At 65.7% G+C, this 16463-nt stretch carries 15 protein-coding genes; 7 read left to right on the plus strand and 8 right to left on the minus strand.

The window, feature by feature from the left end:
- Positions 1-92 precede the first annotated feature (92 nt).
- The 3 genes from AXW67_RS06845 to AXW67_RS42650 form a co-directional block, all read right to left on the minus strand.
- Positions 93-1286 carry an efflux RND transporter periplasmic adaptor subunit gene (locus tag AXW67_RS06845; protein WP_145927449.1) on the minus strand — a complete coding sequence of 398 codons (1194 nt, stop codon included), beginning with the start codon at positions 1284-1286 and terminating at the stop codon, positions 93-95.
- Between the two features lie 231 nt (positions 1287-1517).
- Positions 1518-2534 (minus strand): SAM-dependent methyltransferase, encoded by a 1017-nt coding sequence (locus AXW67_RS06850; protein WP_063677242.1) that lies wholly within the window; start codon positions 2532-2534, stop codon positions 1518-1520.
- Positions 2531-2779, minus strand: a complete 249-nt coding sequence (locus AXW67_RS42650) for a hypothetical protein (RefSeq protein ID WP_161491232.1) — start codon at positions 2777-2779, stop codon at positions 2531-2533. The genes AXW67_RS06850 and AXW67_RS42650 overlap by 4 nt, the downstream gene beginning before the upstream one ends.
- A 185-nt stretch (positions 2780-2964) precedes the next feature.
- Between AXW67_RS42650 and AXW67_RS06860 the strand changes: the two genes are divergently transcribed.
- From AXW67_RS06860 to AXW67_RS06870, 3 genes are all read left to right on the plus strand, one after another.
- On the plus strand, positions 2965-3981 hold the full coding sequence (locus tag AXW67_RS06860) for a hypothetical protein (protein ID WP_063677244.1): 1017 nt from the start codon (positions 2965-2967) through the stop codon (positions 3979-3981).
- A 142-nt stretch (positions 3982-4123) separates the two neighbouring features.
- A complete protein-coding gene (locus tag AXW67_RS06865) occupies positions 4124-5152 on the plus strand; it encodes a peptidoglycan -binding protein (protein WP_027553887.1) in 1029 nt (342 codons plus the stop codon).
- A complete protein-coding gene (locus AXW67_RS06870) occupies positions 5152-5598 on the plus strand; it encodes a GNAT family N-acetyltransferase (protein ID WP_063677245.1) in 447 nt (148 codons plus the stop codon). Before AXW67_RS06865 ends, AXW67_RS06870 begins: the two co-directional genes overlap by 1 nt.
- Positions 5599-5801: 203 nt before the next feature.
- Here the strand turns inward: AXW67_RS06870 and AXW67_RS06875 are convergent, their stop codons facing one another.
- On the minus strand, positions 5802-7652 hold the full coding sequence (locus tag AXW67_RS06875; RefSeq protein ID WP_063677246.1) for an ABC transporter ATP-binding protein/permease: 1851 nt from the start codon (positions 7650-7652) through the stop codon (positions 5802-5804).
- A gap of 199 nt (positions 7653-7851) precedes the next feature.
- Here AXW67_RS06875 and rpmE point away from each other — a divergent pair, with 199 nt between their 5' ends.
- On the plus strand, positions 7852-8079 hold the full coding sequence (gene rpmE, locus AXW67_RS06880; protein WP_063677247.1) for a 50S ribosomal protein L31: 228 nt from the start codon (positions 7852-7854) through the stop codon (positions 8077-8079).
- Positions 8080-8281: 202 nt separating this feature from the next.
- On the opposite strand, the gene rcdA is transcribed toward rpmE, so the two are convergent.
- The gene (rcdA, locus tag AXW67_RS06885; protein ID WP_027553891.1) at positions 8282-8791 is read right to left on the minus strand and encodes a protease adaptor protein RcdA; all 510 of its coding nucleotides are present in this window, start codon (positions 8789-8791) and stop codon (positions 8282-8284) included.
- A gap of 739 nt (positions 8792-9530) precedes the next feature.
- On the minus strand, positions 9531-9722 hold the full coding sequence (locus tag AXW67_RS06890) for a DUF1192 domain-containing protein (protein WP_063677248.1): 192 nt from the start codon (positions 9720-9722) through the stop codon (positions 9531-9533).
- Between the two features lie 112 nt (positions 9723-9834).
- On the opposite strand from AXW67_RS06890, the gene AXW67_RS06895 reads away from it, so the two are divergent.
- Positions 9835-10833 (plus strand): NAD(P)H-quinone oxidoreductase, encoded by a 999-nt coding sequence (locus AXW67_RS06895; protein ID WP_063677249.1) that lies wholly within the window; start codon positions 9835-9837, stop codon positions 10831-10833.
- 141 nt (positions 10834-10974) lie between these two features.
- Positions 10975-13851 carry an EAL domain-containing protein gene (locus AXW67_RS06900; RefSeq protein WP_027553894.1) on the plus strand — a complete coding sequence of 959 codons (2877 nt, stop codon included), beginning with the start codon at positions 10975-10977 and terminating at the stop codon, positions 13849-13851.
- 67 nt (positions 13852-13918) lie between these two features.
- Here the strand turns inward: AXW67_RS06900 and AXW67_RS06905 are convergent, their stop codons facing one another.
- On the minus strand, positions 13919-14182 hold the full coding sequence (locus AXW67_RS06905; RefSeq protein ID WP_063677303.1) for a DUF7662 domain-containing protein: 264 nt from the start codon (positions 14180-14182) through the stop codon (positions 13919-13921).
- A gap of 147 nt (positions 14183-14329) precedes the next feature.
- Between AXW67_RS06905 and AXW67_RS06910 the strand changes: the two genes are divergently transcribed.
- On the plus strand, positions 14330-15826 hold the full coding sequence (locus AXW67_RS06910) for a GGDEF domain-containing protein (protein WP_063677250.1): 1497 nt from the start codon (positions 14330-14332) through the stop codon (positions 15824-15826).
- 81 nt (positions 15827-15907) lie between these two features.
- Here the strand turns inward: AXW67_RS06910 and AXW67_RS43815 are convergent.
- A partial coding sequence (locus AXW67_RS43815; RefSeq protein ID WP_245315440.1) for a UTP--glucose-1-phosphate uridylyltransferase occupies positions 15908-16463 on the minus strand: 556 nt, incomplete at its 5' end.

A 16463-nucleotide genomic window follows, 5' to 3' on the forward strand; every position in this document is an offset into this window, starting at 1 on the left:
CCCGGCTCTCTTCCGGGGGGCCATCCCTCGAGACGCCCGCTTCCAGCGGGCTCCTCGGGATGAGGACCAAAGACCCTGGCGACGCTTTCGCGTTATCGCGTGACCTGCTGAGCATGCCGGTTGTCCGCGGTCGCATCCGCTTCGGACCAGGATTGCGGCTTGACCTTGTCGCCGGCCGCGAACTTCTGGAAGCCTTCGACCACGACCCTGTCGCCGGCCTTCAGGCCATCGGTGACGAACCAGACGCCGTCCTGAACCGAGCCGGTGCGCACCGGTTGCACCGCGATGCGGTTGTCATCCTTGACGACGAACACCTCGCTGCCGCCGCCGCCATTGCGCTGGATCGCCTGCTGCGGCACCGCGATCGCATCGGAATCGAGACCCTGGTCGATGCGCACGCGGACATACATGCCTGGCAGCAGCTCGTGCTTTGGATTGTGGAACTCGCCGCGCAAGGTCACCTGGCCGGTATGGGCGTCGACCTTGGCGTCGGAGAACAAGAGCTTGCCGTCGAGCGAATAGATGGTGTTGTCGTCGAGCACGAGGCGCACCTTGGCGGCATCGGCGGCGATGCGTTCGAGGTCGCCGCTCTCGAAGGCGCGGCGGAGCTGGTTGAGCTCGGTCACCGACTGGGTGAAGTCGGCATAGATCGGATCCAGCTGCTGGATGGTCGCGAGATTGGTTTCGTTCTGGACCGCGAGCGCGCCCTCGCTGACCAGTGCCGCGCCGACCACGCCGTCGATCGGCGCGCGCACGGTGGCGTAGTCGAGATTGAGCTTTGCGCGCGCGAGCTCGGCCTTGCGTCCCTCGACCTCGGCGTGGGCCTGACGTTCGGCTGCGATCGACTTCTCGTTCTCGGCTTCGGGCGCCGCGCGCTGGCTGGTGAGCGTGGCGATGCGGCGCGCCTGCTGCTGCGCCTGCATCAGCGCGGCCTCGGCCTTGGCGAGCGCCGCCTCGTTGGCCATCACCTCGACCTCGAAGGGGCGCGGATCGATACGGTAGAGCGGATCACCCGCCTTCACCTCGCTGCCCTGGCGGAACAGGCGCTCGACCACGATGCCGGAGACCCGGGGACGCACCTCGGCGACGCGCGTCGGCGCGATACGGCCGGGGAGCTCGCGCACCACGGCACGCGCCTGCGGCTTGACGACGACGATGCTCACATCAGGATCGACGGGTGGGGCGGCGGAGACGGCCGAACTGGATTGATCGCAGCCCGCAAGCAGCGACGCAAAGGCCGCGAGCATCATTGCAACGCATGCCGATCGCGCTCGAAGTCCTGACATGGAGAGAAGTGCCCCGATTGTTGAAACCAAAATCACGCTCCGCACGAGCCTGTTCCGGGCAACTCCGTGCGGTTGATGCCGTCAAAATAGAATGGACCTGCTGCGACGCAACGCATTGCGCGGGCGGCTCAATGTCACACGACCTTATCGTGCTGAGTTCAGGCCGCTTTTCTGGATTCACCGGATTGTGAGTCAGGTTCCATCACCGCGTGCTGCGACAGAACATCGCAATCATTCGGCGCCCTTCATCCGATAGCGGCTGACGCCCCATTCGGTTCCGTCGGCATAACCGAACAGGCCTGCAATCGCGAGGAGGAACCAGCGCCAGCGCCGCATCCACAAGTAAGTCTCGTCGCCATAGACTTTGCGCAAGGTCACCTCGACGGCCTCACGACGCGCATCGAAATTGGCGAGCCAGTCATTGGCGGTGCGCTGATAATGCGTTCCGCTCCAGCACCACTCCTTCTCGATCGCGAAGATATCGTCGTACTGCCGGATCAGATGATGGCTCGGCATGATCCCGTCAGTGAAGAGCTGCGCGATCCAGTCCTCGCGTTTGGTCCGATCGAGCAGATGGGAGCCGGAGCGATGGGTGACGATGTGCATGAAGAAGCGCCCCTCGGGCGTCAGCCACGAACGCAGGCGCGTCATCAGCTTGCGCCAGTTCATCATGTGCTCGAACATCTCGACCGAAACGATGCGGTCGAACTGGCCTTCGGGCGCGAACACGTTCATGTCGGCGGTGACGACGCGCAGGTTGGGCAAGCCGCGCAGCCGTGCCTCCTCCTCGACATAGGCGCGCTGCGACAGCGAGTTCGACACCGCCGTGACCCTGGCATGCGGGAACTGCCGCGCCATCCAGAGTGACAGCGAGCCCCAGCCGCAGCCGAGTTCGAGGATCGCCTGCCCGTCGGCAAGACCGGCATGCTCGACGGTCTGGCGCAGTGCCTCCTCCTCCGCCTCCTGTAAGGTGGTCGCGTCGGTCTTGTAGAAGCAGGAGGAATATTTGCGGTTGGGGCCGAGCACCTCTGCGAAGAACGCCGAAGGCGTCTGATAGTGCTCGACGTCGGCATGCTCGGCGATCGGCCGCAGCATCATCCGCCCTGCGAAGGCGGCATCGTCGGCCGCGTCGTGCCAGGCGAGGCGGGTGGCCGTGCGCGAGCACAGGCGCTGGATCGCGGCGCGGATCACGAGGTCCGGCAAGGGCACGCGTTCGGCAGTCCCGATGATCGTGGAAGCGACGCTCATGCGGCCGGTCCCTCTCCGGGGCGTAGGGGAAAGAACATGCTGGTTCGGGCGTTGCGGACCCATTCCGGGGCAAGGGCGGCATGGCGGGGTTCGGCGCTGCCCGCGCCGATCAGGCCGACGGCCAGGGTCCAGATGGTGTCGACCCAGCCGGAATTGCCGGTGCACTGCTGCAAAGCCGAGGCAAATGCCATCAGGACCGCGAGCGAGAGCGCGATGACGGCCAATCCCCCAGGACACGTCGCCATGCAAAAAAATCCGACCCAAGCCTGTGGAATGCCGAAGTTTTGCAGAATACGCCGCTATCAAAGCGCGATTTCAGCTTTGGGTTCCGCGGCCCCTTCGCGAATTCGGCGCATCGGGCGCTTTTTTTGGGCCTGCGGTGTGCCATAGTGCGGATGCACGCAAGCTTACGTAACGGATGATACCGGACATGCCGTCAGGCACTTCGCCTCGCTCCTCCATGGACATCGAATACACAAAACTGTCCTCGCCCAGCGTCTTCCTGGTGCGGATGCTGGTCTTCCTTGTGCTCTGCACACTGGTCGGCGTGGTGCTCTACAAGCAAATCATCCTGGCCTTCTTCGCCAATCCCGGCCTCAACGCCCTGATCGGGGCGGTGCTGTTCATCGGCATCGTGCTGGCCTTCCGTCAGGTGATCCGGCTCTATCCCGAGGTCTCCTGGGTCAACAATTTCCGCGTCGCCGATCCCGGCCTGGCGCCGTCCCGGCACCCGAGACTGCTGGCGCCGATGGCGGCGATCCTCGGCGGCGAGCGCTCCGGGCGGATGAGCATCAGCCAGACGACCATGCGGCACCTGCTCGATTCGATCGCGACCCGCCTGGATGAAGCCCGCGACATCTCCCGCTACATGACCGGCCTGCTCGTCTTCCTCGGCCTGCTCGGCACCTTCTGGGGCCTGATCGAGACGGTCGGCTCGGTCGGCAAGGTGATCGACGGGCTCAAGGTCGGAGGCGATGCCGGCGCGCTATTCGACACGCTGAAGGAGGGCCTCGCCGCCCCGCTCGGCGGCATGGGCATCTCGTTCTCGAGCTCGCTGTTTGGCCTTGCGGGCTCGCTGATCCTCGGCTTTCTCGACCTGCAATCGAGCCAGGCCCAGAACCGGTTCTACACCGACCTCGAAGACTGGCTCGCCACCACGGTGCGCGAATACGGTCGCGGCGAGGTTGCGGTCGCCGCCGGCGGCGGCGTCGCCAGCGGCGAGCTTCAGGCCGCGGTCGAGCGGCTACGCTCGGTGCTCGAGGAAGGCAGCGCCAGCCGCGGCACCACGGCCGCGATGGCAAGCCTTGCCGAAGCCATCCAGGCGCTGGTCTCGCACATGCGCACCGAACAGCAGATGATCCGCGAATGGGCCGACGGCCAGGGCGAGCAGAACCGCGAGATCCGGCGCCTTTTGGAGCGCATCGCCCGCCAGCCGGAGAAGAGTTAGCAACACGATCGTGCCCCGGACGCGACGCAGCGCGAAGCGGTGCGTCGCAGAGCCGGGGCCCAGCGTACTTGAAACATGGGTCCCGGCGGAGCAGCGTTGCACGGTGCACCGCGTCCGGGACACGAGAGAAGCGGAGAATTCAATGGCTCTAGCCCGCGCCCGCCGCAGCGACGGCCCCTTCAACTACTGGCCTGGATTCGTCGACGCGCTGTCGACGCTGGTGCTGTCGATCGTATTCCTGCTGTCGGTGTTCCTGGTCGTGCAATTCTTCCTGTCGCAGGAGGTCACCGGCAAGGACAAGGCGCTGGAGCAGCTCAACGCCAAGATCGCGCAGCTCAACGAGCTGCTGTCGCTGGAAAAGCTCGGCAAGCTCAGCCTCGACGACCAGGTCTCGCAACTGAAGGCGGGCCTCGCCTCGGCCGAGACCGAGCGTGACCGGATGAAGGGCCTCTATGAAGGGCTCACCAATGCCGGCAACGACGCGCAAGGCAAGACCACCGAGCTCAACAAGGCGCTGGACTCGGAGAAGGCGGTCTCGGCGCGGGCGCTCGCTCAGATCGAGGTGCTGAACCAGCAGATCAGCGCGCTGCGGCGGCAACTGGCGGCGCTGGAAGAGGCGCTCGACGCCTCGGAGAAGCGCGACAAGGAATCGCAGAACCGGATCGCCGATCTCGGCGCGCGCCTGAACGTGGCATTGGCGCAGCGCGTGCAGGAATTGTCGCGCTACCGCTCCGAATTCTTCGGCCGCCTGCGCACCATTCTCGGCAACCGCCCCGACATCCGCGTCGTCGGCGACCGCTTCGTGTTCCAGTCGGAAGTGTTCTTCGACACCGGACAGGCGACCCTGCTGCCCGAGGGCCGCGCCGAACTCGATACGGTGGCGAACGCGCTGATCGAGCTCGACAAGAAGATCCCGAGCGAGATCGCCTGGGTGCTGCGCGTCGACGGCCACACCGACGTGCGGCCGGTCAGCGGCCCGAACTTCAAGTCGAACTGGGACCTGTCCGCGGCCCGCGCGATCTCGGTGGTGCAATATCTGATCTCGCTCGGCGTACCGGCCCAGCGCCTGGTCGCCGCCGGCTTCGGTGAATTCCAGCCGCTCGACCCCGGCAACACCGAAGACGCCTTCAAGCGCAACCGCCGCATCGAGCTGAAGCTGACGGAGCGGTAGTGAGCGCCCTCCACCTCCGCCCCTATCGCCCCGAGGACGAGGCGGCCGCGATCGACCTCTGGCATCGCACCTGGCAGCAGGCCTATCCGCAGATCGACTTCGCGGCACGGCTGGAATGGTGGCGCGAACGCTGGCGCAAGGACCTGGTGCCGAAGGCCTCGATCGTCGTCGCCGAGCAGGACAACGCGCTGATCGGCTTCGTCACGATCGACGGCGAAGGCTATCTCGACCAGCTCGTGGTCGATCCCCAGCACTGGGGCTCGGATGCGGCGCGGCTGCTGGTTGACGAGGCCAAGCGCCTGTCTCCGGCGGGCGTCACGCTGCTGGTCAACAAGGACAACGCCCGCGCCATCCGCTTCTACGAGCGCAACGGCTTTGCGCGTGCGGGCGACGACGTGAACCCGACCTCCGGACGGCCGGTGTTGAAGATGGAATGGAAGCCGTAGGCGCGAACGCCAGCCTCCCACTCAGCCGTCATTTGCGAGCGCAGCGAAGCAATCCAGAATCCCGCCGCGGAGACAGTCTGGATTGCTTGGCTGCGCTCGCAATGACCGGAGTTTGAAGCACTTACGCCCCACGGCCGGTGACCGCCGGGCTACTTTGCATGGGGTTGTTTTCGCGATTTGAGTTGGGCTGCGGCCGGAACGCCTCACGCCCCCTCGAACTGCAACCTCGCCAGCCGTGCATAGAGCCCGTTCGCGGCGACCAGCTCCGCATGCGTGCCCTGCTCGACGATCTTGCCCTGGGCCATGACCAGGATGCGGTCGCAGGACAAGACGGTCGCGAGGCGATGCGCGATCACCAGCGTGGTGCGGTGGCTCATCAGCTCCTCGAGCGCAGTCTGCACCAGCGTCTCGCTTTCGGCATCGAGCGCGGAGGTCGCCTCATCGAGCAGCAAGAGTGGTGCATCGCGCAGGATCGCGCGCGCGATCGCGATGCGCTGGCGCTGGCCGCCGGATAGAGTCACGCCGCGTTCGCCAAGCGAAGTCTCGAAGCCTTCGGGCAGGCGGCGGATGAATTCGGCCGCGTGCGCGAGCTCGGCTGCGCGCTCGACCTCGGCATCGGTCGCATCCGGCCGGCCGAAGCGGATGTTCTCGCGCGCGCTGGCGGCGAACACATTGGACTCCTGCGGCACCAGCGCGATGTGGGCGCGGAAGTCGCGCGGATCGGCCGTCTTGACCGGCACGCCATCGAGCGAGATCGCGCCGCTGCGCGGATCGTAGAAGCGCAGCAAGAGATGAAAGATCGTGCTCTTGCCGGCGCCGGACGGGCCGACGATAGCGACCTTCTCGCCGGGGCGGACCGCGAAGGACACGGCGTCGAGGACGTTGACGTCGGGCCGCACCGGATAAGCAAAGCTGACCTGATCGAAGCCGACCTCGCCGCGTGCCGGCGTCGGCAGCGCGCGCGGCGAGGCGGGCGCGGTGATCTCCGGCTGCACATGCAGGATCTCGAACAGGCGCTCGGCGGCGCCCGAGGCGGCCGAGACCTCGCCCCAGACCTCGCTGAGCTGGCCGAGGCCGGCGGCCGCGAACGCGGCATAGAGCACAAACTGGCCGAGCCGGCCCGGCGAGATGGCGCCGGTCAGCACGTCATGCGAGCCGATCCAGAGGATCGCGACCACGCTGGCGAACACGATGAAGATGATGATGGCGGTGAGTACGGCCCGCGCCTGGGTCGAGGTGCGCGCCGCCTCATAGGCCTGCTCGACCTCCCCGCCGAAGCGCTTCTCGGCGAGCCCCTCGCTGGTATAGGCCTGCACGGTGCGGATGGCTCCAACCAATTCGCCGGCATAGGCCGAAGCGTCGGCGAGCGTATCCTGCGCGTTGCGCGACAGCCGCCGCACCCAGCGCCCGAAGGCGACCAGCGGCAGCACGATCAGGGGAATGGCGAGCAGCACGAAGCCGGACAGGCGCGGACTGGTGATCACCATCATCGCCGCGGCGCCGAGGAACATCATCAGATTGCGCAGCGCGATCGAGACGGAAGCGCCGACCGCGGATTTGATCTGGGTGGTGTCGGCAGTGAGACGCGACACCAGCTCGCCGCTGCGCGCGGAGTCGAAGAAGGCGGGCGAGAGCGAGAGCAGATGGGCAAACACGTCGCGCCGGAGGTCGGCGACGATGCGCTCGCCAATCGTCATGACGAGGTAGTAGCGCGAGGCGCTGGCGAGCGCGAGCACGGCGACGACCGCGATCATCACCGCAAAGTAGTTGTTGATCAGCGCGATGCCTTCCGGCGTGAGGCCGAAATCGATCATCCGCCGCACCGCGACCGGCACCAGCAGCGTGGTCAGCGCCGCAACCGTCAGTGCGACGAAAGCGAGCGCCGCGCGCCCGCGATAGCGGGCAACATAGGGTGCGAGCGCGAGCAATGGGCGCAGCCGGGCACGGCCCTTCGCCGGTTGCTCGATCAGCTCGGCCTCGATCGACGGGGTCTCGGCAGCCACGGCTTTGCCCTCATCACGGTACCGATCGTCAAGCCGTTCCACAGCGCTCATGACATCCGACCCAATAGACAACTCCGCTCCACATAGGCCGGTGCAGGAGGAGTGGCAAATCCGGGATGTCCCTTAAGTGAGAGCCCGTTCTGCTGGTCCGGCAGTGACTTGTTTTAGGGGCCCCTGTGGGGTATAGACCCGGCCAAATCCGTCATCGATAGTCACTCAAGTGAGAGGCGCCGGGCGCCGGCGAATTGCCATGAAAGCCGAAATTCATCCGAATTATCATACGATTACGGTCGTGATGACCGACGGGACCCAGTACCAGACCCGTTCGACCTGGGGCAAGGAAGGCGACAAGCTCCACCTCGACATCGACCCGAAGTCGCACCCGGCCTGGACCGGTGGCTCCGCGCAGATCATGGATCGCGGCGGCCGCGTCTCGCGCTTCCAGAAGAAGTTTTCGGGCTTTCTCAAAAAGGATTGATTCCGGCCCCATCGGCCGCGAACGAAAAACGCCCCTGGGAGACCAGGGGCGTTTTTGTTTTTTGGGGGCGCCCCTCGAAAAGGGCCCAAGATCTGTAGGGTGGGTAAAGCGAAGCGTGCCCACCGCTTCTCGTCGCGATCCCGAAAGACAAACGGTGGGCACGGCGCTAGCCGCCTTTGCCCACCCTACAACACCTGAGCGGTTACCGTTCGAACGCGGCCTTCAGCGCGTTGAGGTGCGGCACCAGCGGGTTGCCGATCGCGGTGCGATCGGTCGGCGGCGTGTGGATGGTGGTGTCGAGACGGCGCACGCGCGCCTGGAGGCTCATCGAGCGATGGATCAGGTCCTGCAACTGCCCCGGCAGCTTCTCGATGGTGTCGGCGGGACCGGGATCGGCGGCGGTGAGCTTGACCTTGGTCTTCTCGCGGTTGGCCTGGACCAGCGTCATCTCGCCTTCCTTGACCGCGCGATGCAGCAGCAGCCATGAGGCGAGCTGCATCAGGCGCGTCGTAAGGCGCATGCTCTCGGTCGCGTAGGTGAGGCTGACGGCACGATCGAGCGCCTTGGCCTCGGTGCGGCCGGCGCCGTCGAGATAGGCCGCGGTCTCTTCGACGAGGTCCATGCCCTCGCGAAACAGGGCGCCGAACGCCGCAGAATTGGTGAACCGCTCGCTGAGTTGAACGAGAGCGCCGTCGGCTTGCAAACGTTCCATGGTTAACGCCCCTTACGCAACTGTTACCGCCCGGCTTTGGCGCCGGCTTATGATGAACAAATCATTGCGCGGGTAGGACGCGGAGTCCAGCGACAAGCGCGGATATGGTTTCCGCGGGTCATTCCTCGGAATGCAACCGCGGCTAGACGCAAGGGAAGGCTTTTGTTTTGACGCGTTTCTTGACGCGAACCGGTGCCCACTTCGCTCGAAAACGCTTTGAACGCAAAAAAAGAGCCGCCGGAGACCGGCGGCTTTGAAAGTTGATAACAGGGAGGCGTCAAACAGAGTGGACAGGAGCCACTCGGTGTCCAAACGAGGACGGTTCCAGTCATAAACCCGAAAGCTTAATCGACCGTAAACGAGCGATTATTTTGAGGGTTCATTAGCTATGTCGGTCATTGGCCGAGGCATTGCGGAGCACTGGGCCCGTCATGCCCGGGCTTGTCCCGGGCATCCACGTTCTTGCTAGCGACGAGTGAGATAAAAGGACGTGGATGGCCGGGACGAGCCCGGCCATGAAGTTGCGGACGCGCTGTGTGTTTCTCTATCCGCCGTCATTCCGGGGCGCGGCGAAGTCGCGAGCCCGGAATCCATAGCCACGCGCAGAGGGAATGGCCCGGCTCTATCGGCTTGCCCGTTTCAAAGGCCTGTGGTTATGGATTCCGGGCTCGGCGCTGACGCGCCGCCCCGGAATGACGCCGGGGAGGTTCGGCGCCACGCGGCGCAAACGCGCGCACTGCTACGACTTGAAAAAACTGTTCGCCGCATCGCGCGAGGCGCGCTTCCTGGTGGCGGCTTCTTCCAGTCTTGCGATCTCCGCCGTCAGAAGCGCGACGCGCTCGGTCAATTCCTCCACCGACAACAGTGAGAGATCCTGTCCGATCTCGTGACTGATCTTCTTGCGAGGCTTGTCGTCGTCTTCCATCGGCATCGACGTTCCTCCTGCTTCGCGCGGCCAAACGCGGCTGAGACGGTTGCCAGCATGGACCGCGCTGGCTAATCAATGGCGCTCGATCCATCTCGCACGCTTGCAAGGACAAATCATGGAAAAGCTGCCCGCGCAAATGACCGTGGTCGCCATCTCCAAGCCCGGCGGACCGGAGGTGCTGGTGCCGGAACAGCGCACCGTTCCGCAGCCCGGCCCCGACGAGATCCTCATCAAGGTGCAGGCCGCGGGCGTCAACCGCCCCGACGTGGCGCAGCGCTCCGGCTCCTACCCGCCCCCGCCCGGCGCCAGCGACCTGCCGGGCCTCGAGGTCGCGGGTGAAGTGGTGGCTGTCGGCAGCAACGCCAAGCGGCACAAGATCGGCGACAAGGTCATGTCGCTCGTCGCCGGCGGCGGCTATGCGCAGTACTGCATCGCCCAGGACGGCCAAGCCATGACGGTGCCGCCGGCGCTGTCGATCAAGGAAGCCGGCGCGCTTCCGGAAACGTTGATGACGGTCTGGCACAACGTGTTCGAGCGCGGCGGCCTCAAGGCCGGCGAGACGCTGCTGATCCATGGCGGCTCCTCCGGCATCGGCACCATGGCGATCCAGCTCGCGAAGGCCTTCGGCGCCAAGGTCATCGTCACCGTCGGCTCGCAGGACAAGATCGACGCCTGCCTCAAGCTGGGGGCGGACCGCGCCATCAACTACAAGACCGAGGACTTTGTCGCCGTGGTCAAGGCGGAGACCAACAACGCCGGTGCCAACCTGATCCTCGACATGGTCGCCGGCGACTATGTCGACCGCAACTATGACGCCGCCGCGGTCGACGGCCGCATCGTGCAGATCGCGACGCTCAACGGCCCCAAGGTCAACGTCAACATCGCCAAGGTGATGGTCAAGCGCCTCACGCATACCGGCTCGACGCTGCGCCCCCGTAGTAATGCGGACAAGGCGGCGATGGTGGCCGCGATCGAGGCGAAAGTGATGCCGCTTCTGCAGGAGGGTCGCGTCAAGCCGCTGATGGACAGCACTTTCCCGCTGGAAAAGGCCGCGGACGCGCACCGGCGGATGGAGACCAGCGCACATATTGGCAAAATTGTGTTGGAGGTCTAGGTCAGAGGCCCACAGGAGACGGCGGAAACCCTTTGATTTTCCTCGCTTTCGTGGCATCTATCGCGGAGCGCCGAACCATCTCGTTCCGTTCGGACAAACGCCTTGCACTGAAGAGTTTGCGTCGAACGCGGAGAACTGGCCTTGCGTCTGATCAGGTGCCTCGCGCCCATAGCGCTGGGCCTCATGATTCTTGTCGGCGCGTGCCCGGCGCGCGCGCTTGACGCCGTCAGCGTCCGCGGCGACGCGCCCGCGATCGACCTCACCGGCGTTCTCGAGCATCAGCGCAGCGACACCGACCGCATCCAGGTTTCCACCGCGCCCGGCACCGACGGCATCGTCCGCCGCATCGAGGTGCGCGCCCGCGAAGGCGGCCAGAATTGGGTGGTGTTCGCGCTCGCCAACAACACCGACGACCAGCTCGACCGCCTGATCGTCGCTCCGCATTATCGCATCGTGTCATCCGGCCTGCTGTGGCCCGACCTCGGCCTGTCGCGCATCGCGACCATCACGCCGTCGGTCGGCGACCGGCCTGAGCGTCAGGAAAGCGCGACCGCGGATGTGTTCCGCATCACGCTCGACCCCGGCGCCGTCGTCACCTTCGTTGCCGAACTGCGCACCGACAAGCTGCCGCAGCTCTATCTGTGGGAGCCGGAGGCCTACAAGGACAAGGTCAATTCCTTCACGCTCTACCAGGGCATCGTGATCGGCATCTCCGGCCTGCTTGCGCTGGTGCTGACCATCCTGTTCGTGGTGAAGGGCAGCATCATGTTCCCGGCGGCCGCGGCGCTGGCCTGGGCGGTGCTGGTCTATATCGGCGTCGATTTCGGCTTCTGGGGCAAGGTGCTCGACATGTCCAACAACGCCGAGCGCATCTGGCGCGCGGCGGGCGAGGCGATCCTCGCGGCGACGCTGCTGGTGTTCCTGTTCGCCTATCTCAACTTAAGCCGCTGGCATGTGCGCTATTCGCACATCACGGTGCTCTGGCTCCTCTTCCTCGGGGCCCTGGTTGCTCTGGCGCTGTTCGATCCGGCCGTTGCCTCCGGCATCGCGCGCATGTCGCTGGTGTTGATCGCCTTCGCTGGCTTTGCGCTGATCGTCTATCTCTCCACCCACGGCTTCGACCGTGCGGTGCTGCTGATCCCGACCTGGTTCCTGCTGCTGGTCTGGGTGGTTGCAGCCGGCATGACGGTCGCGGGCTCCGTCACCAACGACATCGTCGGCCCGGCGCTGCTTGGCGGCCTCGTGCTGATCGTGATGCTGATCGGATTCACGGTGATGCAGCACGCCTTTGCCGGCGGCGCCACCACCACAGGTGTCGTCTCCGACATCGAGCGGCGGGCGCTCGCGCTCGCCGGCTCCGGCGACCTGATCTGGGACTGGGACGTCTCCGCCGACAAGGTTTTCACCAGCCCCGAGACCGAAGCCCTGCTCGGCCTGAAGCGCGGTGCGCTCGAAGGGCCGGCCGCGTCCTGGCTCGAAGTGCTGCATCCGCTCGACCAGGATCGCTTCCGCGCCGCGCTCGACAGCGTGCTCGACCAGCGCCGCGGCCGCCTGGTGCAGGATTTCCGCCTGCGCACCCCGGACGGCCATTTCATGTGGTTCGCGCTGAAGGCGCGCCCGGTGGTCGGCTCGGACGGCGAGGTCTCGCGCGTGGTCGGCACGCTCACCGACGTCACCGAGCTGCGCAACGCCGAGGAGCGCCTGCTGCACGATTCCGTGCATGACAACCTGACCGGCCTGCCCAATCGCAAGCTGTTCATGGACCGGCTCAACGCGGTCGCCAATTTCGCCAAGACCATGCCGACGCTGCGGCCGACGCTGATGGTGATCGACCTCGACCGCTTCAAGCAGGTCAACGATTCCGTCGGCATCGCGGTCGGCGACTCCATCCTCCTGACGCTCGCCCGCCGCCTCACCCGCATCCTGAAGCCGCAGGATACGCTGGCGCGGCTTGCCGGCGACCAGTTCGGCCTGATCCTGCTGTCGGAGCAGGACCCCGCCCGCATCACCGCCTTTGCCGAGACCATCCGCAAGACCATCCGCGCGCCGATCGCCTTCAACGACCGCGAGATCTTCCTGACCGCCTCGATTGGCCTGGCGCTCTCTGATCCTCAGACGCAGCTCACCGACGAGATCATCAAGGACGCCGAGCTCGCGATGTATCACTCCAAGCGCATCGGCGGCGACCGCATCGACGTCTACAAGCCGGCGATGCGCGCCCGCAAGACCGATCGCCTGACGCTGGAAAGCGAGCTGCGCCGCGCCATCGAGCGCCAGGAGATCACGATCCTCTACCAGCCGATCGTGCGGCTGGAGGACCGTTCGATCGCCGGCTTCGAGGCGCTGTCGCGCTGGGATCATCCCAAGCTCGGGCGCATGTCACCGTCGGAATTCATCAGCATCGCAGAAGAGACCGGCCTGATCGTCGATCTCGGCATGTTCGTGCTCGACCAGACCGCAAAGCAGCTTTCGGTGTGGCAGCGCGCGATGCGCTCGCGCGAGCCGATCTTCGCCTCCGTCAACGTCTCCTCGCGGCAGCTGCTCCGCCACGATCTCATCCACGACATCCGCACCGTGCTGTCGCGCTCCTCGGTCGCGCGCGGCACGCTCAAGCTCGAATTGACGGAATCGCTGGTGATGGAGAATCCGGAGCACGCGGCGCAGATGCTGACGCGGATCCGCGAGCTCGGCACCGGGCTCTCGCTCGACGATTTCGGCACCGGCCACTCCTCGCTCGCCTATCTGCAGCGCTTCCCGTTCGATACCATCAAGATCGACCAGTCCTTCGTCCGCACCACCAGCCGCGGCACGCGCCCGGTGATCCTGAAGTCGATCATCGCGCTCGCGCATGATCTCGGCATGGACGTGGTGGCGGAAGGCGCCGAGACCGATTCCGACGCAGTCGAGCTCTACCAGATGGGCTGCGAATACGCGCAGGGCTTTGCCTTCGGCGAGCCGATGGACGCGGACGCCGCGATGCGGCTGCTCACCGAAGTGCGGCTGGAAGCGGCGAGCTGACCTTCCTTCCCCTCTCCCCTTGCAAGGTGAGAAGGGAAGGCAGCGACATGCGCTGCTCGCCTTAGCCCTACCGCCGCCGCTGGCTCGGCTGCTTCCTGAACCGCACGCTCTGGCCGTCCGGCATCCGCGTCGCCACGAAGCCCGCGGCAAGGCAGGCTTCGCGCTGCGGCATCTGGATGTCGGGGCTGCGCAGGCTGTCCCACCACGAGGCGCGGTGCGCCGCGCGCGGCAGTGCGGCGCCGATGATCTCCTCGATCTGTTCAAAGCTCAACACGAACTCGGTCTGCTTCTGCCGCATCAGGTAATCGCGTAGCGCGTCGTAGTCGTTCACCGCCGTCCTCATCTCGCTGGTCCAAAGGCCTGCCTTGCCTAAAAGCGTGCGCCCTGGAAACCAATTCTTAACCGATTGCACTACCCTGGTCCCGACTTAAACACTACGCAATCATTCGGGCGCATCCGTTGGTGTCGGGAGCAAGCGATGCTGTCTGGATGGCGCGAAGTCATGGCCCGCCGGCCATGGCGGATTTCGGCGAAGCTGCTGATCGTCTCGTCGGTCGTGACGGTGATCGGCTTTTCCGCCATTTGCGTCAACGTCATGCTGGACATGCGTCGCGGCGAGGAGGCGCTCGCGCGCCAGACGCTGGAAAACCTGGCCACGACCATCGAGGCCGACATCAGCCGCAACATCGACGTCTACGACCTGTCGCTCAAGGCGGTCGCCAGCAACATGCTGCTGCCCGAGATCGGCACCGTCTCGAAACCGATCCGCCAGCTCATCCTGTTCGACCATGCCACCACGGCGAGGCACTTCGGCGCCATCCAGGTGTTCGACGCCGAGGGCAGGCTCACCATCGACGCCTCCACGCTCGATCCCGTCCCGGAGAACCGCAGCGACGAGGACTATTTCAGGGTCCATCGCGACAATCCCGGCGCCGGCCTGTTCATCAGCCGCCCGACGCTGTTCCGTGGCGCCTATTCGATCGTGCTGAGCAGGCGCATCAGCGACACCGATGGCGGCTTCATGGGCGTCGTCGCCGGCTCGATCCGCTTCAGCTATTTCCATGAATTGTTCGAGCGGCTGAGCCTCGAGCCCGAGGACACCATCACCGTGCTCAGGCGCGACCGCACCATCATGATGCGGCGGCCGTTCGACCTCGACGTGATCGGCACGAACCTCTCCGAGCGTCAGCGCTGGAAGGCCAACAATCTGAGGATCGGCAGCTCGTTCGCAGGACAAGGACCGATCGACGAAACGCCGCGCCTTTACGTCCGCAGCAATGGGGCCAGTCCGCTGTTCGTGGTGGCGGGAAAGCCGCTCGACGTCGTTTTCGCGCTCTGGCGGACGGAGGCCCTGCGCATCGGCGCCGTGGTGCTGGTGCTCGCACTGTTCGTGCTGGGCTCGACCATCGTGCTCGCCCGCGAGATCGGCCGGCGCGCCGAGGCCGAGCGCAAGCTCGAGGAGATGGCAACGACGGATGCGCTCACCGGCCTACGCAACCGCCGCAAGTTCGATTCCGTCATCGACGTGGAATGGCGCCGCGCCATGCGCCAGCAGACGTCCGTTGCGCTTCTGATGATCGATGCCGATCACTTCAAGGCCTATAACGACACGTTCGGCCACCAGGCCGGCGACCAGGTGCTGGTCGGCATCGCAATCTGCATTTCCGATTCGGTACGCCGCGCCGGCGATTGCGCCGCGCGTTACGGCGGCGAGGAATTCGCCGTGCTGCTGCCAAACACCTCGGCCACCGATGCGTTCAAGATCGCCGAGACGATCCGCTGCAAGGTGCAGGGCTGGTCCGACGACCAGACGACGTCGACGGTCTCCTGCGGCATCGCGAGCCTCGTTCCCACCGCCGGCCTGGACTGGTCGATCCTGGTGAACGCAGCCGACAAGGCGCTCTACGCCGCCAAAGCCGGCGGCCGCAACCAGTCCGTGGTCGCGAGCCTGCCGAAGCTGTCGCTGGTGGCGTGAGGCGCAGTCCTCGCCGCCAGTGTGGTTTCACGCACCACACCAGGAGGGATGGCGAAATAATGCGTGAGCAAGCAGCCCGCGCTACTGCTCCAGATACTTCTTCATCTCCGCCATCAATCCGTCGCGAAGCTCCGGGCGCTTCAGGCCGTAGGCGATGTTGGCGCGCAGGAAGCCGGCCTTGGAGCCGCAATCATGGCGTTCGCCTTCGAACTCGACGCCGTAGAACTTCTGCGACTTGGCGAGGCCGATCATGGCGTCGGTGAGCTGGATCTCGCCGCCCGCGCCGCGCTCCTGCGTTTCCAGGATCTTGAAGATCTCCGGCTGGAGGATGTAACGGCCGGTGATCGACAGATTGGAGGGCGCGGTGCCCTTCGGCGGCTTCTCGACCATGCCGTCGACCTCGAACATCTTGCCGTTGCGCTTGCCGACGCCGCAGATGCCGTATTGATGGGTCAGATGGTCAGGCACCGCCTCGACCGCGAGCAGGTTGGATTTGTCGCCGAGGGTGGCCGCCGTCTCGATCATCTGCTTCAGGCAGCCCGGCGTGTTGAGCACGAGCTCGTCGGGCAGCACGACCGCGAACGGCTCGTTGCCGACGATGTCGCGCGCGCACCAGACGGCGTGGCCGAGGCCGAGC

This window comes from Bradyrhizobium neotropicale (assembly GCF_001641695.1).
GTDB classification, from domain to species: Bacteria; Pseudomonadota; Alphaproteobacteria; order Rhizobiales; family Xanthobacteraceae; genus Bradyrhizobium; species Bradyrhizobium neotropicale.

Excerpts from the sequence above, each read along its gene's own strand:
- AXW67_RS06845 (WP_145927449.1), bottom strand. The coding sequence starts at position 1,286 with ATGTCAGGACTTCGAGCGCGATCGGCATGCGTTGCAATGATGCTCGCG.
- AXW67_RS06850 (WP_063677242.1), bottom strand. The coding sequence starts at position 2,534 with ATGAGCGTCGCTTCCACGATCATCGGGACTGCCGAACGCGTGCCCTTG.
- AXW67_RS42650 (WP_161491232.1), bottom strand. The coding sequence starts at position 2,779 with ATGGCGACGTGTCCTGGGGGATTGGCCGTCATCGCGCTCTCGCTCGCG.
- AXW67_RS06860 (WP_063677244.1), top strand. The coding sequence starts at position 2,965 with ATGCCGTCAGGCACTTCGCCTCGCTCCTCCATGGACATCGAATACACA.
- AXW67_RS06865 (WP_027553887.1), top strand. The coding sequence starts at position 4,124 with ATGGCTCTAGCCCGCGCCCGCCGCAGCGACGGCCCCTTCAACTACTGG.
- AXW67_RS06875 (WP_063677246.1), bottom strand. The coding sequence starts at position 7,652 with ATGAGCGCTGTGGAACGGCTTGACGATCGGTACCGTGATGAGGGCAAA.
- rpmE (WP_063677247.1), top strand. The coding sequence starts at position 7,852 with ATGAAAGCCGAAATTCATCCGAATTATCATACGATTACGGTCGTGATG.
- rcdA (WP_027553891.1), bottom strand. The coding sequence starts at position 8,791 with ATGGAACGTTTGCAAGCCGACGGCGCTCTCGTTCAACTCAGCGAGCGG.
- AXW67_RS06890 (WP_063677248.1), bottom strand. The coding sequence starts at position 9,722 with ATGCCGATGGAAGACGACGACAAGCCTCGCAAGAAGATCAGTCACGAG.
- AXW67_RS06895 (WP_063677249.1), top strand. The coding sequence starts at position 9,835 with ATGGAAAAGCTGCCCGCGCAAATGACCGTGGTCGCCATCTCCAAGCCC.
- AXW67_RS06910 (WP_063677250.1), top strand. The coding sequence starts at position 14,330 with ATGCTGTCTGGATGGCGCGAAGTCATGGCCCGCCGGCCATGGCGGATT.